Source organism: Paenibacillus sp. FSL K6-2393 (genome assembly GCF_038002545.1).
Lineage (GTDB): Bacteria > Bacillota > Bacilli > Paenibacillales > Paenibacillaceae > Paenibacillus.
Genome location: NZ_JBBOCU010000001.1, coordinates 5,085,896 through 5,109,993, shown reverse-complemented (window position 1 = coordinate 5,109,993; position 24,098 = coordinate 5,085,896). Strand labels below are relative to the sequence as shown.

The 24,098-nt window shown below is 48.0% G+C and carries 26 protein-coding genes; 22 read left to right on the top strand and 4 right to left on the bottom strand.

Annotated elements, in window-relative coordinates; translation table 11 throughout:
• The first annotated feature begins 13 nt into the window (after positions 1-13).
• The 15 genes from MHI14_RS22510 (at position 14) to MHI14_RS22440 (ending at position 12,289) form a co-directional block, all read left to right on the top strand.
• Complete coding sequence (locus tag MHI14_RS22510; protein WP_341131227.1) at positions 14-1,015, top strand: beta-ketoacyl-ACP synthase III; 1,002 nt, start codon at positions 14-16, stop codon at positions 1,013-1,015.
• On the top strand, positions 1,005-2,297 hold the full coding sequence (locus MHI14_RS22505) for an ATP-grasp domain-containing protein (RefSeq protein ID WP_341131226.1): 1,293 nt from the start codon (positions 1,005-1,007) through the stop codon (positions 2,295-2,297). The genes MHI14_RS22510 and MHI14_RS22505 overlap by 11 nt, the downstream gene beginning before the upstream one ends.
• A complete protein-coding gene (locus MHI14_RS22500) occupies positions 2,294-3,289 on the top strand; it encodes an NAD-dependent epimerase/dehydratase family protein (protein ID WP_341131225.1) in 996 nt (331 codons plus the stop codon). The genes MHI14_RS22505 and MHI14_RS22500 overlap by 4 nt, the downstream gene beginning before the upstream one ends.
• A complete protein-coding gene (locus tag MHI14_RS22495; protein WP_341131224.1) occupies positions 3,283-4,143 on the top strand; it encodes an MBL fold metallo-hydrolase in 861 nt (286 codons plus the stop codon). Before MHI14_RS22500 ends, MHI14_RS22495 begins: the two co-directional genes overlap by 7 nt.
• Complete coding sequence (locus tag MHI14_RS22490; protein ID WP_341131223.1) at positions 4,140-5,468, top strand: F390 synthetase-related protein; 1,329 nt, start codon at positions 4,140-4,142, stop codon at positions 5,466-5,468. Before MHI14_RS22495 ends, MHI14_RS22490 begins: the two co-directional genes overlap by 4 nt.
• 68 nt (positions 5,469-5,536) lie before the next feature.
• The gene (locus MHI14_RS22485; RefSeq protein WP_445260310.1) at positions 5,537-6,457 is read left to right on the top strand and encodes an SDR family oxidoreductase; all 921 of its coding nucleotides are present in this window, start codon (positions 5,537-5,539) and stop codon (positions 6,455-6,457) included.
• 214 nt (positions 6,458-6,671) lie between these two features.
• Positions 6,672-7,253 (top strand): DJ-1/PfpI family protein, encoded by a 582-nt coding sequence (locus MHI14_RS22480; protein WP_341131222.1) that lies wholly within the window; start codon positions 6,672-6,674, stop codon positions 7,251-7,253.
• Entirely contained in the window at positions 7,250-7,828 is a 579-nt protein-coding gene (locus tag MHI14_RS22475; protein ID WP_091032914.1) for a GNAT family N-acetyltransferase, read from the top strand. Before MHI14_RS22480 ends, MHI14_RS22475 begins: the two co-directional genes overlap by 4 nt.
• Positions 7,825-8,709, top strand: a complete 885-nt coding sequence (locus tag MHI14_RS22470; RefSeq protein WP_341131221.1) for a serine/threonine-protein kinase — start codon at positions 7,825-7,827, stop codon at positions 8,707-8,709. The genes MHI14_RS22475 and MHI14_RS22470 overlap by 4 nt, the downstream gene beginning before the upstream one ends.
• A gap of 66 nt (positions 8,710-8,775) precedes the next feature.
• Positions 8,776-9,171, top strand: a complete 396-nt coding sequence (locus MHI14_RS22465) for a hypothetical protein (protein WP_341131220.1) — start codon at positions 8,776-8,778, stop codon at positions 9,169-9,171.
• Between the two features lie 59 nt (positions 9,172-9,230).
• Positions 9,231-9,890, top strand: a complete 660-nt coding sequence (locus MHI14_RS22460; RefSeq protein WP_341131219.1) for a GNAT family N-acetyltransferase — start codon at positions 9,231-9,233, stop codon at positions 9,888-9,890.
• Entirely contained in the window at positions 9,890-10,360 is a 471-nt protein-coding gene (locus MHI14_RS22455; RefSeq protein ID WP_341131218.1) for a GNAT family N-acetyltransferase, read from the top strand. Before MHI14_RS22460 ends, MHI14_RS22455 begins: the two co-directional genes overlap by 1 nt.
• Before the next feature lie 67 nt (positions 10,361-10,427).
• On the top strand, positions 10,428-10,814 hold the full coding sequence (locus MHI14_RS22450; protein ID WP_341131217.1) for a hypothetical protein: 387 nt from the start codon (positions 10,428-10,430) through the stop codon (positions 10,812-10,814).
• A 116-nt stretch (positions 10,815-10,930) separates the two neighbouring features.
• A complete protein-coding gene (gene murI / locus MHI14_RS22445) occupies positions 10,931-11,713 on the top strand; it encodes a glutamate racemase (protein WP_133384108.1) in 783 nt (260 codons plus the stop codon).
• Positions 11,714-11,737: 24 nt separating this feature from the next.
• Positions 11,738-12,289 carry a histidine phosphatase family protein gene (locus tag MHI14_RS22440; RefSeq protein ID WP_047842232.1) on the top strand — a complete coding sequence of 184 codons (552 nt, stop codon included), beginning with the start codon at positions 11,738-11,740 and terminating at the stop codon, positions 12,287-12,289.
• 69 nt (positions 12,290-12,358) lie between these two features.
• Here the strand turns inward: MHI14_RS22440 and MHI14_RS22435 are convergent, their stop codons facing one another.
• Entirely contained in the window at positions 12,359-12,721 is a 363-nt protein-coding gene (locus MHI14_RS22435) for a DUF423 domain-containing protein (RefSeq protein WP_076252477.1), read from the bottom strand.
• A gap of 64 nt (positions 12,722-12,785) precedes the next feature.
• Entirely contained in the window at positions 12,786-13,715 is a 930-nt protein-coding gene (gene coaA, locus MHI14_RS22430; RefSeq protein ID WP_062833405.1) for a type I pantothenate kinase, read from the bottom strand.
• 194 nt (positions 13,716-13,909) lie between these two features.
• Here coaA and MHI14_RS22425 point away from each other — a divergent pair, with 194 nt between their 5' ends.
• The 7 genes from MHI14_RS22425 to odhB all read left to right on the top strand — a co-directional run bounded on the left by MHI14_RS22425 (position 13,910) and on the right by odhB (position 21,801).
• Complete coding sequence (locus tag MHI14_RS22425; RefSeq protein ID WP_133384109.1) at positions 13,910-14,698, top strand: DUF3891 family protein; 789 nt, start codon at positions 13,910-13,912, stop codon at positions 14,696-14,698.
• A gap of 237 nt (positions 14,699-14,935) precedes the next feature.
• Entirely contained in the window at positions 14,936-15,445 is a 510-nt protein-coding gene (locus MHI14_RS22420) for an 8-oxo-dGTP diphosphatase (RefSeq protein ID WP_133384110.1), read from the top strand.
• A 27-nt stretch (positions 15,446-15,472) separates the two neighbouring features.
• Positions 15,473-15,838, top strand: a complete 366-nt coding sequence (locus MHI14_RS22415) for a YybH family protein (RefSeq protein ID WP_340908775.1) — start codon at positions 15,473-15,475, stop codon at positions 15,836-15,838.
• Positions 15,839-16,081: 243 nt separating this feature from the next.
• Complete coding sequence (locus MHI14_RS22410) at positions 16,082-16,579, top strand: GNAT family N-acetyltransferase (RefSeq protein ID WP_133384112.1); 498 nt, start codon at positions 16,082-16,084, stop codon at positions 16,577-16,579.
• On the top strand, positions 16,580-17,014 hold the full coding sequence (locus tag MHI14_RS22405; protein WP_133384113.1) for an NUDIX domain-containing protein: 435 nt from the start codon (positions 16,580-16,582) through the stop codon (positions 17,012-17,014). It abuts the gene before it with no gap.
• 633 nt (positions 17,015-17,647) lie between these two features.
• Positions 17,648-20,521 (top strand): 2-oxoglutarate dehydrogenase E1 component, encoded by a 2,874-nt coding sequence (locus MHI14_RS22400; protein ID WP_341131216.1) that lies wholly within the window; start codon positions 17,648-17,650, stop codon positions 20,519-20,521.
• Between the two features lie 5 nt (positions 20,522-20,526).
• A complete protein-coding gene (gene odhB / locus MHI14_RS22395; RefSeq protein ID WP_341131215.1) occupies positions 20,527-21,801 on the top strand; it encodes a 2-oxoglutarate dehydrogenase complex dihydrolipoyllysine-residue succinyltransferase in 1,275 nt (424 codons plus the stop codon).
• Positions 21,802-21,935: 134 nt separating this feature from the next.
• On the opposite strand, the gene MHI14_RS22390 is transcribed toward odhB, so the two are convergent.
• The gene (locus MHI14_RS22390; RefSeq protein ID WP_341131214.1) at positions 21,936-22,916 is read right to left on the bottom strand and encodes an alpha/beta fold hydrolase; all 981 of its coding nucleotides are present in this window, start codon (positions 22,914-22,916) and stop codon (positions 21,936-21,938) included.
• 41 nt (positions 22,917-22,957) lie between these two features.
• Positions 22,958-23,935 carry a type I phosphomannose isomerase catalytic subunit gene (locus tag MHI14_RS22385; RefSeq protein WP_289391826.1) on the bottom strand — a complete coding sequence of 326 codons (978 nt, stop codon included), beginning with the start codon at positions 23,933-23,935 and terminating at the stop codon, positions 22,958-22,960.
• Between the last annotated feature and the right edge of the window lie 163 nt (positions 23,936-24,098).

The window sequence follows — 24,098 nt, the reverse complement described above, 5'->3', positions numbered from 1 at the left end:
AGAGGTTGGGGAAATGCAACTTAGAAGAGTAAGGATCGCAGGAACAGGGAAGTACCTGCCTGAACAGGAAGTCACCGATGAGGAACTGGATCGCCGCTTGGACGTGCCTGCGGGCTGGGTCAGTAAAGCCACAGGCGTAGGTGTACGCTATTATGCTTCGGGTGAAGAAACCTCCTCTTTCATGGGCGCGAGAGCTGCCGAATCTGCACTGGCGGATGCAGGATTGCAATTCAGTGATATCGACTGTCTGGTGTGTACCAGTGGCACGAAGGAACAACCGTTGCCAAGTACGGCGGTATTTATCCAGCAGGCCATGGGGCAGCAAGATTCAGGCGTACCTGCTTTTGATATGGATGCAACCTGCCTGAGTTTCCTGAACGGACTCGATGTGATCTCCTATATGGTAGATGCCGGACGTTACCAGCGAGTACTGCTTGTAGCCACCGAGATTGCCTCAGCGGGACTAAATTGGTCGGATAAAGAAAGTGCGGCCCTGTTCGGAGATGGAGCGGCCGCTGTTATTATTGAGCGTTCGCCTGAAGGGTCATCCTCTCAGATTGTACATGCTTCCCTTCAAACCTACAGCCGAGGTGCTCGCTTCTCGGAAATTGCAGGTGGAGGTACACGGATGCATGCTTCGAATTATAAGGCAGATCAGCCTGAACCCTACCTATTTCATATGGATGGACAGGCGATCTTCCGCATGGCTTCCAGACTTTTGCCTGGATTCATCGGCGATATGCTGCAAGCGACCGGGAATCGAATGGAGGATTTCCAATTGGTCATTCCTCATCAGGGAAGTGCCATGGCGATGAGACTGATTCGCAAGAAGCTTGGCATTCCTGAAGATCGGTTTATGGACATCACACGAAATCACGGCAATACAATTGCGGCATCGATCCCAATGGGTCTGCATGAAGCGATTAGACAACAGCGTATTCAGCGTGGAGATCGGGTGTTGATGATTGGCACGGCTGCCGGATTATCATTGGGAGGACTCATTTTTGACTACTAGATCTGGGGAAACCAGACATCGTACAGCTGCTTCTCTCCGTGTGCTGCTTACAGGCGGAAGGGCTCCCGTAACGCTTGATCTGGCACGCATGCTTCATCGGGCAGGCCATCGGGTTTATGTTGCGGAGAGTGCTGCACGGCATCTGACCAGATTATCCAGTGCAGTGGAACAGTGCGCTGTGGTCCCGTCGCCACGTCATGACACACGTGCGTATCTGGCGGAGCTGGAACGGTTGGTTCAGGATTGGCAGATCGACCTGTTGATTCCGATGTGTGAAGAAGTATTCTATGTTGCTCAAGGGGCAGACAGACTGCGTGCATATTGCCGTGTTCTGGTTACAACTCTGGAGCAGCTGCATGAGCTGCATCATAAATATGATTTTATCCAGCTTGCAGGGTCACTCGGTCTTTCTGTTCCGGATACACACCTGATCCACAGTCGGCAGGAATGGATGGAAGCTCAGTGTGTTCTAGAAAAAGTAGGAGATTGGGTGTGGAAACCGGTGTATTCCCGCTTCGCAGCCAAAGTTCGCATGCCAACACTCATGAACGATGAGGCTAGGGCAGGGACGGATCAGGAAGGAAACGTAAGTGAAAAGAAGCGTCGACATATCCGTAACGACCCACCGGAAGAAGGGGAATTATCCTCTATTTCACCTTGGGTTGCACAGGCCTACATTCCTGGTCAGATGTTATGTACATACAGCATAGCGCATGAAGGGAAACTGGTTGCGCATGCCACTTACGACAGCCGCTATCGTACAGGAAGCGTGGGAGCCAGTGTTTTTTTTGAACAGGTGGAACATGAAGGTGCTCTTGCGTGGGTGAGACAATTTGTTGAGGCAACGGGTTTTAGTGGACAGATTGGGTTTGATTTTATAGAAGGTCAGGACAGGCGAGTGTACGCGATTGAGTGTAATCCGAGGGCAACGAGTGGGATTCATCTGTTTCACCCCGGAGATGACTTGGTGCGTGCATTGACTGAACCGGAGACGTTGGTCAAAGAAAGAAAAATGATCACGCCCGCACGGGACAGCAAAGCCATGCTCATGCTTCCCATGTTGGGAAGTGGAGTACAGCAGATCTTTGGCAAAGGGAAACTCCGTGCATGGATAGCTGCGTGGCGTGGAGCCAGGGATGTGGTCTATGGAGGGCAGGATATCCAGCCTGTATTTGAACAATTTGCAGTGGTGCTAGCCGCATGGCGTCTGTCAAGATCGCAGAAGTTCTCGCTGACTGAAGCTTTGACTCACGACATAGAATGGAACGGTGAACAACAATGAATAGAGCACTGGTTACAGGAGCTACGGGATGTCTGGGCAGGCATCTCGCGATACGGCTTGCACAAGAGGGATGGGAAGTAACTGGCATGGGCCGACAGCCCAAAGTTGGGGCAGAACTTGAGTTGGCAGGAATCCGATTCCTGAATGGAGATATACGGGATGAGGCTTCAGTAAACGAAGCATGTGCGGGGCAGGATATGGTCTTTCACTGTGCGGCACTATCATCGCCATGGGGCAGATATCGTGACTTTTACAGCAGCAATGTAGAAGGGACACAAAACCTCATTGATGGCTGCCTACATCATGAGGTGCAGCGATTCATACATGTCTCGACTCCAAGTATATATTTTAACTACATACCGCGATATAACGTACATGAGAATGACCCGTTGCCATCCAAACCAGCCAATCATTATGCAGCCACGAAGCTTCTCGCTGAGCAGGTTGTAATGGAGGGGCATGCGAAGGGACTTCCGTCGATCATGATTCGACCGCGAGCGATCTTTGGTCCGTATGATCAGACGTTATTTCCCAGAATTGTCGCAGCAAACGCAAAATCGGGCGTGCCCATGATCGGTGGTGGACAGGCTTTAATCGATCTGACCTGTGTGGATAATGTGGTGGATGCCCTATTATTGTGTCGCGATGCCTCTGATGAAGCGCTCGGCAGAGCTTACAATATCTCCAATGGTGATCCAAGGGCGTTCAGTGAGTTGGTGAGCAGCCTGTTTGGTATGCTGGATATGCCCTTGCGTCGTCGAAACATTCCTTATCGGATGGCATATGGTGTGGCAGCGTTGCTGGAGCAAGTTCATGGCTATATTCCTGGGTTGGGTGAACCTGCGTTGACACGGTATACAGTCGGCTCCTTATCCATCCCACAGACATTGGATATTACGGATGCACAGGAGCAATTGGGGTACGTCCCTCGGGTGTCCATTGAAGAGGGATTGCAACAATTTGCAGACTGGTGGAGGTCTGAATCATGCTGACAACAACTCCGGTGAAACTATATTTGGGTGCGGCGGGTTACTGTACACATCCAGAGTTTCTGACGTTGCGCGGTGGTCGGTTGAGCCCGGTGCCTTTCCCGGCAGGATTTGCCTGCATCATTCATCCCGTACATGGACCGATCCTGCTGGATACGGGATATAGTTCCCGCTTTTTTGAGGAAACGGCTCATCTGCCTAACGCACTGTATCGTCATATTACACCTGTGGTCTATCGTGAAGAGAATAGTGCCGTTCATTTTTTGGCTCAAATTGGACTGAAAGCTTCGGATATTCGGTATATTATCCTCTCGCATTTTCACGGCGATCACATCGCGGGTGTACGTGATTTCCCGGAGGCACAATTCGTCTATCTGCCAAGAGCCTATGATGCTGTGCGCTCACTCGGTCCAATTGCGGCTGTAAAGGCAGGTTTTCTTGCCGGGTTGTTGCCCGAGGATTTTATGGCCAGATCATGGCCTGTTATGTGTCAGCCTGAGCGATGGACGAGAGCGGGGAAAGAGTTCCCTTTTGATGAGGTCTACGACATCTTTGGTGATGGCAGTCTGCTGGGGGTGGATGTATCCGGTCATGCAGAAGGCATGATGGGACTACTTTTTCGTACGGAAGAACATGACTATTTCCTGTGCGCGGACGCGGTATGGTCGAGTCGGGCTTTTCGTGAACAGCGCAGACCGAACATTCTTGCTGGAATCATTATGTCGGATCGACAGCAGTATGGACGGAACTTTGACCGACTGGTTCAGCTGCATCAGCAGTTTCCCCACATTCGGATTGTGCCGAGTCATTGTCGAGATGCACTGGACGCTTGGGGTGAAGGAGGGCCAGCACGATGAGTAATACCTTTCGTATTGTGGTTCATTATGCACTCGCACGTGGGCTGCGAACATGGAAAACGCGAGAACAACTGGAGCGCTGGCAAGAGCGCCGGATTATTCGGCATGTCCATCAGATCCGTGCCCGATCCCCCTTTTACCGGAAGTGGTGGGACGGCGTGAACGCATCCGACTGGAGAAGATTTCCGTTGATTGACAAATCGATCATGATGGAACATTTCGATACACTGAACACGGTGGGCATTACCAAGGACGAAGCGCTGGCTCTAGCAGGCGAAAGTGAAGAAACACGTGATTTCAAACCTTCCATTCAAGGCGTGACCGTTGGATTGTCTTCTGGCACGTCAGGAAACCGGGGTATATTTCTGGTGAGTGATCGGGAGCAGGATGCGTGGACGGGCACGGTGCTGGCTAAGTTGCTGCCTGGTGGACTGTGGAAACCTGCCAAGATTGCGTTTTTCCTGCGGGCCAACAGTAATCTGTATGAATCGGTGCAACGTGGCAAATTGCAGTTTCAGTACTTTGATCTGTTGGAACGTGTGGAGACTTTGGTGAAGCGGCTGGAAACCTACCAACCTACCGTGTGGGTGGCTCCTCCATCCATGCTGCGTCTGTTGGCGGACGCCTATGTGGCAGGCCATCTGACCGCTGTACCGGATAAAATCATCTCTGTTGCCGAGGTGCTGGACCCCCTGGATCGCAAGGTGCTGGAGCAGGTCTTCGGACAGACCGTTCATCAAGTCTATCAGTGTACAGAAGGGTTCTTGGGTGCGACCTGTCGTTATGGCACACTGCATTTGAATGAAGACATCGTGCATATTGAAAAAGAGTTCATTGATCCCGCCACCCGGCGGTTCGTGCCCATTATTACGGACTTCTCCAGAACATCACAGCCGATCATCCGGTATCGGTTGAATGATATTCTGACCGAGGCGGCGCTGCCATGTGCCTGTGGTTCCCCGTTTACCGCCATTGAGCGGATTGAAGGCCGCTGTGATGACACGCTTTATTTTACACAACTACATACGGGTGAGGCTGTACCGATCTTTCCGGATTTCGTTACCCGTTCGGTCATTGCGGCTTCGCCGGATATTGAACATTATCGTGTGGTGCAGCAAGGAGACGGAACAATGGAAGTATCCCTTCGGCTTGGCGGGAGCGCAGTGCTGGAGCAGGTCGAGACGGATGTACGGAGTGAGCTGATGAAGCTGGGAGAGCGTCTGGAATGCACCTTACCTGAGATCAGATTTATTCCGTATACGTTCGAACCGGGAATCACGAAGCTGCGCAGGGTGGAGAGAAAAGATAACGGAGTGGCGGATTAAGCAGCAGGGGCCGTGCGGTATAGGTAGAAACGGAAGTAAGTAATTTACCGAGGAAAGAAGGACACACCGTGACAGCAGAGGAACACTTAACAAAGGACGGGCAGGGACGAATTAACATGGGTCTTGGTGCAGTGAAGAAGACAAAGGAGAGAGCGAACGCTCCGGTGGCCTTAATTACGGGTACCTCCAGTGGTTTTGGTATGCTTACGGCAATCACCCTTGCCAAGCAGGGATATCTTGTTGTTGCTACAATGCGTGATCTGAGTCGAAGAGAAGAATTGGTGAGGTTGGCTGAACAGGCAGGGATATCCGAACGTTTGCAATATGTGCAACTGGACGTAACCGATGCTGAATCCGTGCAGAAAGCTGTGGGGTCCGTACTTCTTAATAGTGGCCGAATCGACATACTGGTGAACAATGCAGGATTTGCGGTTGGCGGGTTCATTGAGGAAGTGTCAATGGAGGATTGGCGGCGCCAGATGGATACGAATCTGTTTGGATTAATCGCCGTGACACGTGCGGTCCTGCCTGTGATGCGTGAACAGAAGCAGGGGCTGATTATTAACTTGTCCAGTGTAAGTGGGTTGTCCGGTTTTCCAGGGTATGCGCCCTATGCTGCCTCCAAATTCGCTGTGGAGGGATTCACGGAAAGTCTGCGGCATGAGATGTCTTCGTTTGGCGTTCGGGTGGTATTGGTTGAACCAGGTGCTTATCGCACGCCGATCTGGAATAAAGGTTTGGGTGAGATTCACCGGAGCGAGAACTCCCCATATAAGCATAAGCTGGATGCGGTTCTTCGTTATTCCAAACATGCGAGCGAGACGGCACCTGATCCACAGGAAGTGGCAGATCTGATTGGCCGAATTGCGCAGATGCGTGCACCAAGACTTCGATATGCGCTCGGAAAAGGTTCGCGTGTGCTCATCATAGGTAAAGCACTGCTACCGTGGAAGTGGCTGGAGCGGATTATCGCCCGTGGTTTAAAATAGAGATTAGGCAGGAGCCAAAATTGTACAGTTTGCGAATGGGAGGGGTTAGCCATATTCGAATTCATCGTCATTATTTTACTTCTTGCGATTGTGGGTCTGCTCTTTCATATCAATAGCAAGCTGCCAGCGCGTGACCGGGTGAAGGAAGCAATGGAACGTGATCGGAATCAGAAACATAATCAGGATGCTCCAAATTAAAAAGCGGAGGTTACCAATGAAAATTGCATTCGTTTTGTTTGATGGACTGACTTTCCTTGATTTTGCAGGGTTTTATGATGTGATCAATCGGTTGAATTTCTTTGAACCTACCAAAGGAACGACGTGGGAAACCTGTGCAATGACAGATCAGGTCACGGATGAGTCTGGTCTAACGTTGAAAGTGGATCGAGTGAAGCCAGACCTGTCGGAATATGATCTCGTGTTTATCCCCGGGGGCATGGGAACGCGCAAGCTTCGATATGACGAGGCATTTGTAGGTTGGCTGAGACAGGCTGCGTCTGTACCTTTGAAGGTTTCGGTGTGCACAGGATCTCTGCTGCTGGGTGCAGCTGGTTTTTTATCCGGTAAAAAAGCAACAACACATCCCTATGCATATGATTTGCTTCAGCCGTATGTCGATGAGGTGATTCAGAAGCGGATTGTAAAAGATGGAAATGTAATTACGGCTGGTGGAGTAGCCACGTCCATTGATCTGGGGATTTATGTTGTTGGGTTGCTTGCAGGACAGGAAGCGGCAGCGAATGTAAAACTTCAGATCGATTATCCTTATGAAATGCAGGGAGTGGTCGAAGAATGAACGAAGATCGAAAGCAAGAGACATATATCATTCGCAATATTCAGCGGGATGAAGCAGACATCTACTGGACTTTGCGACTGGAAGCACTGAAAACACACCCTGAAGCCTTCGGGGCTTCGTTCGAGTTGTCCATTCAACTCCCCATGAGTGAAGTGCAGGAGCGCATACATAATGAACCGGATGATTATATTCTGGGCGCATATACAGAAGAAGGAACTTTGGCGGGAATGATGGGTTTCAAAAGGGAACACGGCCTGAAACTCAGGCACAAAGGCATGATCTGGGGCGTCTATGTTGCTCCGCCATATCGGGGAAGTGGGCTGGCTTCGCGCTTGCTCCGCGAGGTGCTGGATCGGGGAAGACATCTGGAAGGTATCAAGCAGATTAATCTGAGTGTAGTGACAACAAATGAATCAGCCCGAAGTTTATATGAGCGATATGGATTTGAAGTTTATGGAATCGAGCGTAACGCATTGGAAGTCTACGGTCAGGGATATGATGAGGCGCATATGAATTACTTTTATACGGAGCATTCAACATTGAATGAAGATATCACCACAGGAGGGGTCCTATGACAGATCATGTTGAACTTGAGATTGATGGTGTTTCCTTTGTCTTAAAAGAGTCTCATTCTTTCGATTGGTTACGGCCCTTGGGTACGGTCTTTCGCGTATTCGATCAGCAAGATTCAGGGAATCTCTCCTTCGGTATTGTGCAAAAGGATGGAAAGAGATTGTTTGTAAAGTATGCGGGAGCACATACAATTCATGCGAATCATACGGGAAGTCCCCCGGAAGCCATTAGTAATCTGAAATCATCTGTTTCCGTTTACGAAGATTTGGCGCATGACACGTTGATTCGACTAACGGATCATTTTGCAACGGATGAGGGTTATGCCTGTGTATTCGATTGGGTGGATGGGGAGTGTCTGCACTCCCACTGGTATTTTCCGCCTCCTGCCAAGTATGAAGATCCGCGTTCGCCCTATTATCGGTTCAGACAGCTTCCAGTGGAGACACGCATTCGGGCGATGGAACAGATTCTGGATTTTCATATCGAGGTGGAACGAAGAGGTTATGTGGCTGTTGATCTGTATGATGGCAGTCTGATCTATGATTTTGACAGAAACTTTATGAAAATTTGTGATATCGATTTGTATCGGAAGGGCTCTTTTACCAATACCATGGGGCGTATGTGGGGATCTTCCCGTTTTATGTCTCCGGAGGAATTTGAGCTGGGTGCACCCATAGATGCGGTTACCAATGTATTCAATATGGGGGCAATGGCGTTTGGGTTGCTGGGCGGGGAGAAAGATCGTTCCTATGCCAGATGGGATGCTGGAGAAGCATTGTATCAAGTTGTGATACGCGCCGTGAGGGCTGAGCGGTCCCAGCGGTACGCATCGATTGCGGAACTTGGTGAGGTTTGGAAACAAGCTGCGATGCAAGATCAATGAGTGGAGTGAAGAGGATATTCGCAAATACGCAAAATCCATTCGTATGTGTGTGAGAAATACCGTATAATGGAAATTATTAAGGGGGTGCAGATGATGTGCAGATATGCCATGTCGGGACCATACAAAGACATCTATGCATGCTTCAATTGTCGCAAATCATTTAAACAAGTTTCCAGATACGACCTGAGCCCTGAAGTGGTGGCACAACTTGAATATAAATGCCCGCAATGTGCCACGTCCATGGTTAGCATGGGACAGGATTTCCAGGCACCCAAGCATAACGATACCAAACAATGGACCAAAGTGATGATTCTGTATCGCCATGGGTATACCTTTCATAATTGCGGTTGCGGGGCTGGATATCGCCCAGCTGATTTACGTGAATTATCCGATTTTCTGGAGCAGCAGGAAGCAGGTAAAGGCAGTGAAGGCAAACGATTATTGCAAAGGTTAACTTCATAGTTATGGTTCTAAAATCCAACCTGTCGTCTATGGAAATGTTGAAAATACAGGTGAGCACGTTGTATACAATCAATGAGCAGCAGCGTTTATTAAGCATTAACGAGCCAGGTGGTGGGCAAGCTCCATCCATTTTTATCGGCATGACTTCTGCTGGTTCACTGATCTATTACCATGAGCAGTTACCGCCGGATCTAATGAATGAGTTGGATAAGGATTGCGAGCTTCCGTTGGATATTCAGAAACTGATTCGCAAGGTGGAAACCTTTGAGCCAGTTAACCGTGTGTGGATGGGACCCGCCTATGCTTTTCCTGAGTTATCTCACGAGTGGAATCAGAAGGTTCAGTTGATTGGTCAGGAGCAGCGTTATTTGCTGGCAGAGCATTTCCCTGAATTAACAGACCACTTGCATGAAAAATGGCCTGTTGCCGCTTATGTTATTGGTGATTCTGCTGTGGCAGTGTGCTGCTCCGCAAGGCTCTCCGATTATGGGGCGGAAGCGAGTCTGTATACGGCACCCGGTTTTAGAGGACATGGATATGCAGCAGAGACGGTAAAATGCTGGCAGTATTATGTCAAGGAGCGTGGACGCATGCCAATCTATAGTACATCTTGGGATAATCTCGCTTCACAGCAAGTTGCCCATAAACTGGGATTAATTCAGTTTGGTGTGGATTTCAGTATCACAACTGTGGATTTGAGGAAGGGTTGTGATGTCTAATGATCCGCACTTTCGTACAAAAGGATCTGCAGTATGTCATTGAAGCGCATATCCTAATCTATCGAAATGAGTATAATTATGATCATAGCTTTGCTGAATTTATCACCCATGAGGTGAATTCATTTGGACTTACAGGCAATCACCCGAGGGAGATGTTATGGATTGTTGAGTTGAATCAGTCAGCTTCCGGCTCCATAGGTCTTACTCAGGTGAATGAAAATACGGCTCAACTGCGCTGGTTTCTGATCGAACCGGAAGCGCGTGGTGCAGGATGGGGCAGGAAGCTTATCGAACAGGCAGTTTTTTTTGCAAAAGAAAAAGGCTACACATCCGTAATACTGTGGACCAATGAATCTTTGATCGGCGCGCGTAGATTATATCAATCTGTGGGCTTTGAAGTGAAGGAAGTCCGCAAGCAGATGTTGTCCGGTCAGGAGCTTACCGAAGAACAATGGGAACTTGTTCTGTAGTTGGCCGAGGGCTTGAGCATGAAAGCCGAATCTGTAGTGTTAACTCGTTGTTGAAAGGAGTGGTACAGTGAATCGCAGAAGACTGATTCTGGGTTTGTTATCCGTATGCACTGCACTGACGGTAGCCGCGTGTTCGACTCAGACGGAAGAACAAGTATTATCAGCAACCATTGAAAGCAAGTTGCAGCAGATGGTTAGCGACCCTGTCCTCCTGACCAGCAGTAATCCCAATGATTATATTGCTGGCAACCGGGAGGCTTACGAGGACATCCTGAATACGGGTGAGGCGGGACGGCTTCTCCTGTTACGGCAGCTCGAATCCAGTCCGGATAACGGTCTCAAGGAATGGATCATGGCTCAGGCAAGTACTGAACTGCTTGGAGAGCATAACCCCGTAGAGACGTGGCATAGTGGCAAGGACTGGCTCAGGCAGTATAAAATGAACATAGAATAATGGTTCATCATCCATAGTGTGTGATGAGCCGGAAGTACAAACCTCACCTCCAGTCAGCATGAGCAGCATTGAGAGGTTCTTGGAACCCGAAAGAATACATTATAGAGGTGAAATCCTTGACTAAAAAAATTGCTTTTTTTGATTCAGGCATCGGTGGTTTAACCGTTTTGCATCAGGCATTACAACAGTTTCCTGAAGAAAAATTTCTGTATTATGCGGATACTTTACATGTCCCGTATGGAACCAAGTCTGCGGATGAGGTTAGAGGACATATTTTTGATTGTGTGGAAGCCATCGTTCAGGAGGATGTCCAGGCAATCGTGATTGCTTGTAATACAGCAACAAGTCTGGCTGTGAAGGATCTGCGCGCCAAGTACGATATCCCGATCATTGGCATGGAGCCTGCGGTGAAACCAGCCGTGGAGATGAATCGTGATAGTGGTAAGAGAGTGCTTGTATTTGCCACGGCCCTCACCTTGAGCCAAACCAAGTATAACGAACTGGTATCGCGTGTTGATGATCACCACAGTGTGGATTCCATTGCGCTGCCGGAACTAGTGGAGTGGTGTGAACAGCTGGATTTTGATCCGGGCAAAATCGCTGATTATTTCCGGTTCAAGCTGGCAGATCTCGATCTTCATATGTATGGCACAGTGGTGCTTGGTTGCACGCATTATCCTTACTATACGTCCATTCTGCGCACGGTTTTGCCCGATCATATACAGATTATTGATGGCAGTACAGGTACGGTGAACCATCTGAAGCAGCGGCTTGGACTGGTGGCTCAACATGGAGACAGAACAGGGGAACAGGTCACTTTCCTCAGTTCATCAGGCCGACCGGAAGAGCAGGAGAAGATGTACAGTGCACTTCAATATCTTGAGATGAACTCCAAGTAGGTTACACCATAGGAGGTGATAGCTATGCAGTCCATTTATCTTATCCGTCACGCCAAGGCCACAGGGCAGGAACCCCATGCAGAGCTTACAGATGAAGGGATCAGGCAGGCTGAAAAACTTGCAGATATCTTGGCTCATCATTCCATAACGTATATTGTCTCCAGTCCATGGAAAAGGGCCGTTCAGACGGCTATGCCACTGGGCATAGCAACGTTGCAACATATACATACGGATGAACGTCTCCAGGAGAGGGTACTTAGCTCTCTTGATCTGCCTAACTGGATGGATGTACTGAAACGTACATACGATGATGTGGATTGGGTGGAAGAGGGCGGGGAATCTTCGAGAAACGCGGCTGCAAGGGGGTTGGCACTTCTGGAAGAGTTGTGGAGCAGACCGGAACAGCACGGGGCCGTGGTTACACATGGGAACTTGTTATCACTGCTTATTCGTGAGTATGAACCATCCTTTGGCTATGAAGAGTGGTCGAAACTTTCTAACCCGGATGTGTATGTGCTGGAGCGACAACGGCCAGATGCAGGGCTATCCACCATTCGCAGAATCTGGACAGATTAAACAGCAAAAGAGTGCTCCAGCGATATTACATCAGCCAGAACACTCTTTTCGTTTATCCACGGGGCATATTTACAATGCGGCAATCATGATCATAACCCATCCAGCCAAAAATGCGACTCCGCCAAGTGGGGTAATGGCTCCCAATTTGCGAACCCCCGTTACACTTAAAACGTACAGGCTCCCAGAGAACAGGATAATTCCGGCGAACATCAGCCACCCGGCAAGCATGACAAGTGAAGAGGATTCAAGACGGTCTGCCAGCAGTCCGATCAGGATGATGCCAAGTCCATGGATGAGGTGATATTGAACACCGGTTTCATAGATTTTGATCATGTCAGCGGATAGTTTGCGCTTGAGCGCGTGTGCGCCAAAAGCACCCAAAGCAACAGCCAGGAACATCATAATACTGCCGAGTATAATCAGGGTTTGCAATGTGTTTTTCTCTCCTTTTAAGGGTAATTAGATATAACATAAGAGTGTACTGCACGAGTGTTGTCTACAGTTTGCGCAATTGAATCTGTCCAATGGAGTGATCGGCTTCCTTTTTCAGAATCAGTCTGGCACGCCCTTTGGTTGGCAAAATGTTTTCATGCAGGTTTTTGGCATTGATATCCTGCCAGATCTGGTTGGCCGTACGCACGGTTTCCTCTTCATCGATATTGGCGAATCGTTGATGGAAAAAGGAATCCGTGTTCTGGAACGCTGTATTGCGGAGCAGCTTGAAACGCTCAACGTACCAGTGTCGTATATGCTCTTCTTCTGCATCTATGTAGATGGAAAAATCGAAGAAATCACTAACCAGCAAAGGCGTTTCCTTTTTGATCTGAAGTACATTGATGCCTTCAATAATGAGAATATCCGGTTGACAGATCTGCTTCTCTTCCCCTTGAATGACATCGTAGGCGAGGTGAGAGTATACGGGTGCTTTCACTTCGGGTTTGCCTGATTTTACATCACCCATGAACTGAATCAGGGATTTGATATCATAACTTTCCGGGAATCCCTTGCGGTTCATGATGCCCTTCTCTTGCAGCACCGCATTGGGATATAAGAAACCGTCGGTTGTGACAAGGTCAACCTTCGGGCTGTTCTTACCTCTGGCGAGCAGTGCCTGGAGCAAGCGGGCCGCTGTACTTTTGCCCACGGCAACACTTCCCCCGATTCCAATGATGTAGGGGGTGGGGAGAGCTTCTTTTTTCATAAAGGAGGCCGTCAGTCGATTCAGCTCTCGTGAAACTCTTGCATATAGGTCAATAAAGTGGGTAAGAGGCAAATATATATCTTCGACTTCTTGAATCGATACCTCTTCATTCAATCCCTTTAACTGTTCTAATTCGGCTTCCGTCAGTGGAAGAGTGGTCTGATGTTCTTTAAGTTCAGCCCATTCCTTGCGGTTAAACTCGATGTAAGGAGAGTATAAATTCATGAGATCCCGCTTTCTGTATGTAATATAATTGTGGACACAACCTTTAGTGTATCAAATTTCAGGAAACTGACAACACCTTTACATTGTGCATTTCATAATGCCTTTCGTCAAAATGGAGCGAAAACCAACTTATAGGAAAGTTTAACCCAATTTATGTTAAAGTCAACGTATACCATGCGGAAGGGTGACAGCACATGATCGTATATGAGAGAGAGCATGATTTTGTTTTGACCGCACAGCATGAGCATGGATTAGTAGCCGGAGAGATGGCTTCCCACTGGAAAAATGAATTATTAGCCGATGCTGCGCATCGGGATGAATTGATTCTAGCGGCCAAGGAACATGACCGTGGCTGGATTGAACTGGATTCATCTCCATTCTGGAATGATTACAGTCAATCGCCGTATTCGTTTCGTGATTTTCCATTGCGTCCGCGTTTTGTATTCTACCATAAAGGGATTGAAGAAGTCCGTCAGAAAAACCTCTACGCCGGATTATTGTGTAGCTTGATGTATACGGAACTGTTTCAGAAAAATCTGGGGGCCAATGCTCAGGATGATGATGACATCCGAGATTATCTGCAACAAGAACACGAACGTCAGCTGGATTGGGAGAAACAGCTTGGTGGTGATGCTGAAGCACTGAAACAGAGGTTGCAAAGTGATGTGGAGATCATGCTTTTCTGTGATCAGCTCAGTTTGTTTCTCTGTATGGAGGAACCTGGAACACCTGCTGCGCGTTATGATTTTTTTGCAGAAGGGCTCAGTTGTACGTTTGATGCCTGTTCCAGACAACCAATTCAGGCAGAGTGGTTATCCAATGAAAAAGTAGGCCTGTCTTTTTTCCCGTTTGATGAGGACTTTACGGTCGTTTTGCCTTATAAATCGGTGCCAAAGGCAAGTATCCGCAAATTTGGTATGCAACAGGCTTATCGCCGGGCTGAATGGAAGGAACGCCGGGTGTTGATTACGGAATTGAACTGAGAACTGGAAACTCCAAGCTTGAGTACAGAGCAGCATAGAATATCACAAAACAGGCGGGCTTCTATGTACAGGTGTACAGGGCGTCCGCCTTTCGTATGCATATATATCATCATAGACTATACTGTGAGACCTGTGAAAATACCAATGAATCAGAGTGGGAATAAAGAAGGAAAACACAGGTTATTCCCAGAAATGTTAGTGTACAGCAGAGAAGCGCATGTTAGCAGGAGGACGAATATGGATACTAGAATAGAGATATTAACGATGTGTATGGTATGGGACAAAATGAATGATCAAGTGTTGCTAATGAATCGGCCGGATCGCAAAGGATTTCCGGGATACATCGCTCCTGGGGGGAAGGTAGACTTTCCGGAGAGTATCGTGGATGGCGCCGTGCGGGAGGTTCTGGAGGAGACGGGGCTAGTAGTTAATGAAATTACGTATAAAGGGCTTGATGAGTTCTGTGATCCCGAACAAGGATTGCGGTACATGGTATTTAACTATTTGGCGACTTCATTCGAGGGTCAGTTATTGCAAGATCCGCCCGAAGGCGAACTGTTATGGGTGCCTATGAAGCGGGTTTTTGAGCTGCCTATGCAGGATTGGTTTGCTGAACGTTTCCCGCGTTTTTTCCAAAAAGGCACTTTTGAGCGGAGCGTGATCTGGGAGAAGTCATCCGGACGTACGTTGCAAGAGACATTTATGGTGTATAGCGATTCGGTACTTGAACAGAGTGGGACCCGATAAGTTAAAACGTCAGAAGGAGGAAAAATCATGGGATACCAGCATGCCCTGCAAGGATACATTGCGGCGACAAATACACATCAGTTTGATGAAGTCAGTAAATGGTTATCGCCACAAGCCGTATATTGGTTTACGGGAACGTCCTGTACTACCCCTAACGAAATTCGGGCTTATTTTGAGAACGCTTGGGAGACAGTCAAGGAAGAAGTGTATCGTGCAGAAGATGTTAAGTGGATTACAACTAGCAAAGAGCAGGCCGTTTGTATTTATACCTACCACTGGAAGGGGATTTATCAGGGAGAGCCGGCTTATGGCAAGGGGCGGGCCACGAATGTATTTGTTGCTGGGCTTGATGGGGAATGGAAATTAATCCATGAGCATTTAAGTTTGGGTTAGGATATAAAATAATGCCTCATAATGTATCATCCATATCTATATATTTATATCCAAATATTATGATATAATGAAGTTTACTATTTTTATAGGAGATGACTAGTCTGTGGGTAATAGTGTGTGATTAATAGATTGAGTAAACTAGTTTGGCGAAATGAAGAATGATATATTTGTGGATTTGCCATACATAGGCTTCTGCAAACAGGACGTAAATGAATATTGTACGATGAAAAGGTGGAGATTGGCATGAAATTGTCGTTCCGGATTTTGGACTGGGAAGAAGAGAGACCCTACGAACTTTTATTGTTGGCTGATCCTTCAAAAGCAATTGTAGATGAGTACCTGAGTCGGGGTGTTTGTTTTATTGCCGAGTATGAAGGAGAGATGGTTGGGGAGTTCGTATTGTTGAAGACTCGTCCGGAGACTGCGGAGATTGTTAATATTGCCGTACAGGAAGAACTGCAGGGTCAAGGTGTAGGCAAACACATGATTAAGGAAGCGATGGAAGCTGCACGTAGACTGGGATGTCGAATTCTAGAGATTGGGACAGGCAACTCCAGCTTTCATCAATTGAAGTTATACCAACGTTGCGGTTTCCGCATTATCGGAGTTGATCGTGACTTCTTTGTGAGGCATTATGAGGAAGAGATTATAGAGGATGGTATCCGCTGTGTGGATATGATCCGTATGGCCATAGATCTGGATGCTGTTACAGAGGATGAAAACGAAAGGAAGAGCCCTTAAGTGAATCGGCATACACATATTGGGGTATATGGCTTGGTCGCTTGGGAGGACCAATTCCTGTTGATTCATAAGGCTCGCGGAGCATATCAGGGGCAATGGGATTTACCAGGCGGAAGGCTGGAATTTGGCGAGCAGCCAGAGACTGCTCTTCATCGTGAGATTGAAGAAGAGACGGGCCTGACCCATCTACAAGTGATGATTCGTTCTGCGGAGTCTACGGTACTGGAATGGGTGTATCAAGGTGAGCCGGAAGAGCTGCACCATATCGGGATGTTGTATGATGTTGTTTTGACCACAGCCAGTCAGCCGGATCATATCAAAAAAGAACCCGATGGTGAAGATTCGCTGGGCGCGGACTGGTTTACACTGGAGCAGGTTAGAGATCTTTCCTTAACGCCGTTTGCAGAGTATATGATTAACCAAAGTACATCTTGATGCGCATCCTCAACTTTATTGTTAACTTAAATTTGCTGAATCCAAAGAAGCTGCTCGGATAATTTATGTCTGGGCCAGCTTTTTCAGTTGGTCTCCTGAAGAAAACCCCAATTATTTGTTGAATGTGACGTCAAATGGTTAATGTTTAACTTGACGGTTTGTTTTTGAACATAATGGACCACAATTCAATTAAGGAGGTAAAATGGGAGATCGTATGCCTATTTTGTTGTAATTAAGCGTTCGTTGTTCTGCTCAAATTGATCGATTTATTCGATTCATCTAATTTATGCATCAATTGAACTAAAAATAGGAAATGCTCCTGAGCGTAAAAGTTTATAGAATAGATATTAGAACATGGACTTCACTTGAAGAAGAGGAGAAAGTGTAACCTTCGAACGGATCAGGACAGTATTCGACATCTGTGCGACGGTATATACAATCATTGTTTTACTTTGATTTTGAAAACGCAGACAAACCTTGACGGGAGCGTCGGACTAACGTTACTACCACCAACAGCACGATTATTGGACTTCATGAAAAATTTCGCTTAAAATGTTGAACGAACGCAAATTACGGCTTAGTCAATGATTTCCGTCAAAAACTTATGACTAAATCAAGACGGAGGGAACGTCGATGACGATCGTGGAAGGCAACAAGAAGCCCTGGGAAAGTTACTATGGCCCCAATATGGGATACGTACAGGAACAATATGAATTATTCACTCAAGACCCTGGTTCGGTTACACCAGCCTATCGTGAACTATTTGAACAATGGGGTGCACCGCCGATGTCTGGCAGGGATGCACGCACAACCTTGAATTCCGGCAACGCCCAATCGGCTTCCGGAAGCGTAGATATTCAACTATTACAGAAAGCGGTTACAGCGGGTAAACTGGTATGGAACATCCGTACCTATGGTCATCTTGCTGCAGATATAGATCCGCTTGGAATCAGTGAAGATACAGACACATCTTTGCTGGAACCTCAGCATTTTGAATTAAACGAAGAAGATCTGAAAGCTTTACCTGCTTCCCTGATCTGGGAAGGTGCAGATGGGCAGACAGCAACCGGATGGGATGCAATCCAACGCTTGCGTCAAATTTACACTGGACCCATGGCCTACGAATTCAGTCATGTGCACGAAGTTCAAGAGCGTGAGTGGCTGAATCGTCGTGCGGAATCTCGGACATCACCGGCTCCACTTACGCCGAAAGAACGTAAGGCTTTGCTGGAACGTTTGGTTGAAGTTGAGCAATTTGAAGATTATCTTCACAAAACATTTGTTGGGCAGAAACGTTTCTCCATCGAAGGTAACGATGTGCTTGTACCGATGCTGGATGAAGCTGTTCGCATCATGGCAGAAGCCGGATCAAGCCACATTCTGATGGGTATGGCCCACCGTGGACGGTTAAATGTACTGGCTCATGTTTTGGGCAAACCGTACAGCAAAATTTTCTCTGAATTTCATCATGCTCCGAACAAAGATTTGGTTCCATCGGAAGGTTCGACTGGAATCAACTACGGTTGGACGGGGGATGTCAAATATCATATGGGTGCCAACCGTTTTGTGAAAGACGGGGAAACTGTACAGGCACGCCTTACTCTGGCGAATAACCCGAGCCATTTGGAATACGTCAATCCGGTTGTACAAGGGTTTGCTCGTGCGGCTCAGGATGACCGTCGTGACCCTGGATACCCGAAGCAGGACGTGACGAAGGCAGCTACCATTTTGATGCACGGTGATGCAGCATTCCCTGGAGAAGGGATCGTTGCAGAGACACTTAACTTCAAAGCTCTGCCAGGATATCAGAATGGCGGAACCATCCATATTATCGTCAACAATCGTCTGGGCTTCACTACAGATAGCGGTGATTCCCGTTCAACGTACTACGCAAGTGACCTTGCTAAAGGGTACGAAATTCCGATTGTACACGTGAATGCGGACAATCCGGAGGCTTGTATTGCAGCCATTCGTATGGCAGCAGAGTATCGCAATCGTTTCAAAAAGGATTTCCTGATCGACTTGATTGGTTACCGTCGTTACGGCCATAATGAAACCGATGATCCCGAAACAACTCAACCTATCGTGTATGACAAGGTGAAAAACCATCCAACGGTAAGTCACTTGTATCAGGATCAGTTGAAACAGGAATCGGTTATCGATGATGCGTCCATTACGAGCATTCGCGATGGAGTAACGAACAAATTAAAAGAAGCTTATGACCAGATGAAGAAAAACGAAGTACATGAATATTACCAACGGAAAATCAGTGAGCCGGAGGCTGTTACGATTACTCCGACTGCGGTACCACTGGAGAATCTGCGCAGCATTAATGCCGATCTGCTGAAATGGCCTGAGAACTTCAACGTGTATCCGAAGTTACAGCGGATTTTGCAACGCCGGAGCACTTCCCTGAACCAAGGGGAAAAAGTGGATTGGAGCCTTGCGGAGACACTCGCATTTGCAACCATTCTGGCAGATGGCAAGCCAATTCGGATTAGTGGACAGGATGCAGAGCGTGCAACATTCGCTCATCGGAATCTGGTGTTGCATGATTCGGAGAATGGAGCAAAGTTCTGCCCATTACATCACTTGCCACAGGCAAGAGCATCCTTTGCAATCTATAACAGTCCGTTGTCTGAAGAATCCGTTGTTGGATTCGAATACGGATATAACGTATATTCACCCGATACATTGGTCATCTGGGAAGCTCAATTCGGTGACTTTGCCAACTGTGCACAAGTTATCTTTGACCAGTTTGTATCAGCGGGGCGTGCCAAATGGTCTCAAAAATCCAGTCTGGTCATGTTGCTTCCACATGCGAATGAGGGTCAGGGACCTGAGCATACAAGTGCTCGCCTTGAACGCTTCCTGCAGCTTTGTGCAGAAGACAACATGACGGTTGCCAACTTGTCGAGTGCATCTCAGTACTTCCACTTGTTGCGTCGACAAGCTTCGTTGACTGAAACCGAAGATGCTCGTCCACTTGTGATGATGTCACCGAAAAGTCTCATTCGGAATCCGCGTGTTGCTTCACCGGCAGTCGAATTCAGCGAAGGCAAGTTTGAGCTTGTGCTGGAGCAAGCTGGACTGGGTACACAGCCGGATCGCGTAGAGCGCATTATTTTGTGCAGTGGCAAGATTGCCATTGACCTGGAAGATGCTTTTGAAAAAGATAAAGCAGATTGGTCATGGCTTCACATCATTCGAGTGGAACAGCTATATCCGTTCCCGGCAGAAGAGATCAAACGTATACTCGCACGTTTCAGCAATGTAAAAGAACTGGTATGGGTACAGGAAGAAAACAAAAACATGGGTGCCTGGACATACATGGAGCCTCGTCTTCGTGAAGTTGCCCCGGAAGGCACAACCGTTAGATACGAAGGTCGCCCGGAACACGCAAGTCCTTCCAGCGGTTATCAGCTTGTGCATAGTATGGAACAGCAACAGATTATTACATCTGCGTTGAAACAAACGACGAAGAATAATATTCCACTGGGGAGGTAACAGCTGTGAGTGAAATTAAAGTACCTGCAATGGGTGAGTCAATAACTGAGGGAACTGTATCCAGATGGATGGTTAAAGAAGGGGATACCGTTAATCAGGGTGATGTGCTTCTCGAACTGGAAACGGATAAAGTAAATATTGAGATCAGCGCAGAAGAAAGTGGCGTGCTGGAGAAGATCATTCGTCAGGAAGGAGAGACGGTCGAGATCGGTGAAACGATCGGTACACTCTCAGCTGGTTCTGGAGGAGGAGGAAGCGGTGCACCCGCTTCCGAACCAGCAGCTGAAGAGAAAAAGGCCGTTACTCCTGCACCTGAAGCTCCAACACCACCACCAGCACCTGTTGCGGCAGCACCGGAGTCATCCGATAGTGCCAAGACGGCTTCACCGTCTGCTCGTAAGCTTGCACGTGAACGTGGTATCGAGTTGGATCAGGTTCAGAGCAAAGATCCGATTGGACGGGTATACCAGGATGATGTGAAGAGCCATAACAATCAGGCGTCTGCTCCTGCTGCTCCACCTGCGAGTAAAGCTCCAGCAGCACCAAGTGCTCCGGCAGCTGGAAGTTCTACCTATACCAAACCAGTGGAGCGTCAGCGGATGTCTCGCCGCCGTGCGACCATTGCCAAACGTCTGGTAGAGGCTCAGCAGACAGCAGCCATGTTGACTACGTTTAATGAAGTTGATATGACTGCGATCATGGATGTGCGTAAACGCCGTAAGGACAAGTTCAAAGAGAAACATGAGATCAACCTGGGCTTCATGTCCTTCTTCACCAAGGCGGTTGTGGGAGCTTTGAAAAAATTCCCTACAATTAACGCAGAGATTGATGGCGAAGATGTTGTGCTCAAAAAGTATTATGATATCGGCATTGCCGTATCTGCGAAGGAAGGACTGGTTGTACCGGTTGTGCGTGATGCCGATCGTCTGGGCTTTGCCGAGATCGAGAAGAGCATTGCGGACCTGGCATCCAAAGCTCGTTCCAACACGCTGGCGTTATCTGATCTGCAAGGTGGAACGTTCACCATCACCAATGGTGGAACATTTGGTTCCTTGTTGTCTACGCCAATTCTGAATACACCTCAAGTGGGTATTCTGGGGATGCATAAGATCCAGCTTCGTCCAGTGGCGATTGATGCAGAGCGGATGGAGAACCGTCCAATGATGTACATCGCGTTGTCCTACGATCACCGGATTATCGACGGTAGTGAAGCTGTACGTTTCCTTGTGACCGTGAAAGAACTGCTTGAAGACCCGGAATCCCTGTTAATTGAAGGTTAATCCATAAAGCTTGTTTATAGCTATTATTCATATCGCATAACAAGAATACCCCTGAACTGGAGCGCAGCGTGAGCTGCACATCCGATTCAGGGGTTTCTTTTGCTGTTGCTCTTGGTATGTTGCCTCCGACTCTATTATATAGAGTCAGCCGTCTCAGTAGGGTTCAACGGACTAGGGGGTGTATTCGAGTCAGGGGTATTCCGCTCTAGCCAGTTCACAACGTGCTGAGCCACTTCTGTTCGGTTGATCTCATGCAGCATTTCATGGCGTCCATCCGGATACAGGCGATACTCAATATTCTCCAGTTGAAGCTTCTTATACTGGGAGACCAGATTAAGAACGCCTTTGCCATGAAGTCCGACAGGGTCCTTCTCACCTGAGAACAGGTATACGGGTTTGTGTTTGGGTATGCGCTCCATATTGTGTGGAAGATGGACTTCAAGCAGCAATTTGAAGAAGTCGCGGAAAAAGCCTGCTGTACAGACTGCTCCGCACAGGGGATCATCAATGAATCGCTGAACCTCTTGTGAGTCCCGGGACAACCAATCAAACGGTGTCGCCGCAGGGCGGAAAGAGCGATTAAATCCACCAAATACAATCGCGTTGAGCAACATGCTGGGATGAGTAGCCCCCTGAATGCCGCATTGCAAAAAGGCGAGCTTCTCTCCAAACCGGAGCAGACCACGTCTGCCGTTTGTCCCGGATAAAATAAAGGCATGGTACTGCTCATGACCAGCGTACATGAGATGTTGTACCAAGAATGAGCCCATGCTATGTCCCATTAGAAACAGAGGCACCCCAGGATTCTCCTTGGCGGCTACTTCGCCCAGATTAATCATATCACTCGCCATCCAGCGGAAGGCATCGATACCAGCATTACCAAGCAACTTGGCATTCTCCACAGTTTTGCCATGACCCCGATGGTCATTGGCATAAACCGCATAGCCATTTTGGGTAAGAATGCCGGCAAATTCTGCGTATCGGGCTGCCGTCTCGCCCATGCCATGTGCAATTTGCACTACACCTTTAACGTTGCATTCCGGATCGGGAAGCCAGCGGTACACATGAATACGGGTACCTTCACTAGCGACCAAGGCAAAGGTAGATTCCTGCATCTCGTGTAATTCCTCCTTCACAGGTTACATATAAGCTTGATTTATGGCAGATAAGAGCGAAGAACAGTGGTATTTCCATCTAATGTATAAGAACCCAGATTGGCTGGCAAGAGATAACATTGTCCAGCTTTCAATTCAATACTGTCTGATTCAGCATGTGCCCACTCCAAAGTTCCTTCTCCTTCACAGACAACGAGAATCGTGAAGCTGTCAGGATTGGTGGAGAGTTCCCACCGTTCAGTCACAATCCCTTTTTCCACCACAAAATAAGGGCATTCCGCAAGCTTGAGCCATTCACCAGGAGTAGCGTTATTTGTTTTCATCGTTGAGGCACCTGCGCCCTCATAGGCGGTGACATTTAAGGAGTCTTCAACATGCAACTCGCGTGGTTTTCCATCCAGCCCTGGACGATTGTAATCGTATATCCGGTACGTCGTATCCGAGTTTTGCTGAATCTCAGCAACAACGACACCTGCACAGAGCGCATGTACTGTTCCGGCAGGGATAAAGAACGTATCACCAGCTTCAACAGGTACCTGACGAAGGGTATCCATCACCGTGCCGTTTTCCAATGCTTCTTTTAATGTTGCCCGATCAACGCCTTCATTCAAGCCATAGATGATATGTGCGCCCGGTTTTGCGTCGAGTACATACCACATTTCTGTTTTGCCAAGCTCGCCAGGAGGAAGTGCCTCATACTCGTCTGTTGGATGAACCTGAACGGACAGGTCATCGTTGCAGTCAAGCAGCTTAATCAGAAGGGGGAAACGGCCGCCTTTTTCGGAAACGCCTTTGGTTCCAAGCCATTCGGTGCCCAGTTGTTCACGAACTTCATCCAGACCCTTGCCAGCAAGTGCTCCATTTAATACCTTGGTTGTACCGTTTGGATGATCCGCAATCATCCATCCTTCTCCGATATGTCCTTCAGGGGGCGTAAGGCCGAATTGCTCCAGCGCACGACCGCCCCATACACGTTCTTTGAATTCAGGTTGGAATTGTAATGGGTATGGCGTAGACATCAGTAATCTCTCCTCTAGTATATGAAATGGTGGATCGCTTTAATCAGTCATGGGCATGTAGTCGCCATGAGCAAACAAGTGAATACGTTTGCATATGTAGATGTAGAACACAGATCGCAGTAAGAAAAAGCCGTTAAAAGCTCGCCTTGCGATTGTGTCTAGT

Bases quoted from the DNA above. Each gene is read 5' to 3' on its own strand.
- MHI14_RS22470 (WP_341131221.1), top strand. From the start codon at position 7,825: ATGACAGATCATGTTGAACTTGAGATTGATGGTGTTTCCTTTGTCTTA.
- MHI14_RS22385 (WP_289391826.1), bottom strand. From the start codon at position 23,935: ATGTCTACGCCATACCCATTACAATTCCAACCTGAATTCAAAGAACGT.
- MHI14_RS22495 (WP_341131224.1), top strand. From the start codon at position 3,283: ATGCTGACAACAACTCCGGTGAAACTATATTTGGGTGCGGCGGGTTAC.
- MHI14_RS22475 (WP_091032914.1), top strand. From the start codon at position 7,250: ATGAACGAAGATCGAAAGCAAGAGACATATATCATTCGCAATATTCAG.
- MHI14_RS22425 (WP_133384109.1), top strand. From the start codon at position 13,910: ATGATCGTATATGAGAGAGAGCATGATTTTGTTTTGACCGCACAGCAT.
- MHI14_RS22420 (WP_133384110.1), top strand. From the start codon at position 14,936: ATGGATACTAGAATAGAGATATTAACGATGTGTATGGTATGGGACAAA.
- MHI14_RS22410 (WP_133384112.1), top strand. From the start codon at position 16,082: ATGAAATTGTCGTTCCGGATTTTGGACTGGGAAGAAGAGAGACCCTAC.
- MHI14_RS22510 (WP_341131227.1), top strand. From the start codon at position 14: ATGCAACTTAGAAGAGTAAGGATCGCAGGAACAGGGAAGTACCTGCCT.
- MHI14_RS22455 (WP_341131218.1), top strand. From the start codon at position 9,890: ATGATCCGCACTTTCGTACAAAAGGATCTGCAGTATGTCATTGAAGCG.
- MHI14_RS22490 (WP_341131223.1), top strand. From the start codon at position 4,140: ATGAGTAATACCTTTCGTATTGTGGTTCATTATGCACTCGCACGTGGG.
- MHI14_RS22500 (WP_341131225.1), top strand. From the start codon at position 2,294: ATGAATAGAGCACTGGTTACAGGAGCTACGGGATGTCTGGGCAGGCAT.
- MHI14_RS22465 (WP_341131220.1), top strand. From the start codon at position 8,776: ATGGAAATTATTAAGGGGGTGCAGATGATGTGCAGATATGCCATGTCG.
- MHI14_RS22400 (WP_341131216.1), top strand. From the start codon at position 17,648: ATGACGATCGTGGAAGGCAACAAGAAGCCCTGGGAAAGTTACTATGGC.
- MHI14_RS22390 (WP_341131214.1), bottom strand. From the start codon at position 22,916: ATGCAGGAATCTACCTTTGCCTTGGTCGCTAGTGAAGGTACCCGTATT.
- MHI14_RS22480 (WP_341131222.1), top strand. From the start codon at position 6,672: ATGAAAATTGCATTCGTTTTGTTTGATGGACTGACTTTCCTTGATTTT.
- coaA (WP_062833405.1), bottom strand. From the start codon at position 13,715: ATGAATTTATACTCTCCTTACATCGAGTTTAACCGCAAGGAATGGGCT.
- MHI14_RS22415 (WP_340908775.1), top strand. From the start codon at position 15,473: ATGGGATACCAGCATGCCCTGCAAGGATACATTGCGGCGACAAATACA.
- MHI14_RS22440 (WP_047842232.1), top strand. From the start codon at position 11,738: ATGCAGTCCATTTATCTTATCCGTCACGCCAAGGCCACAGGGCAGGAA.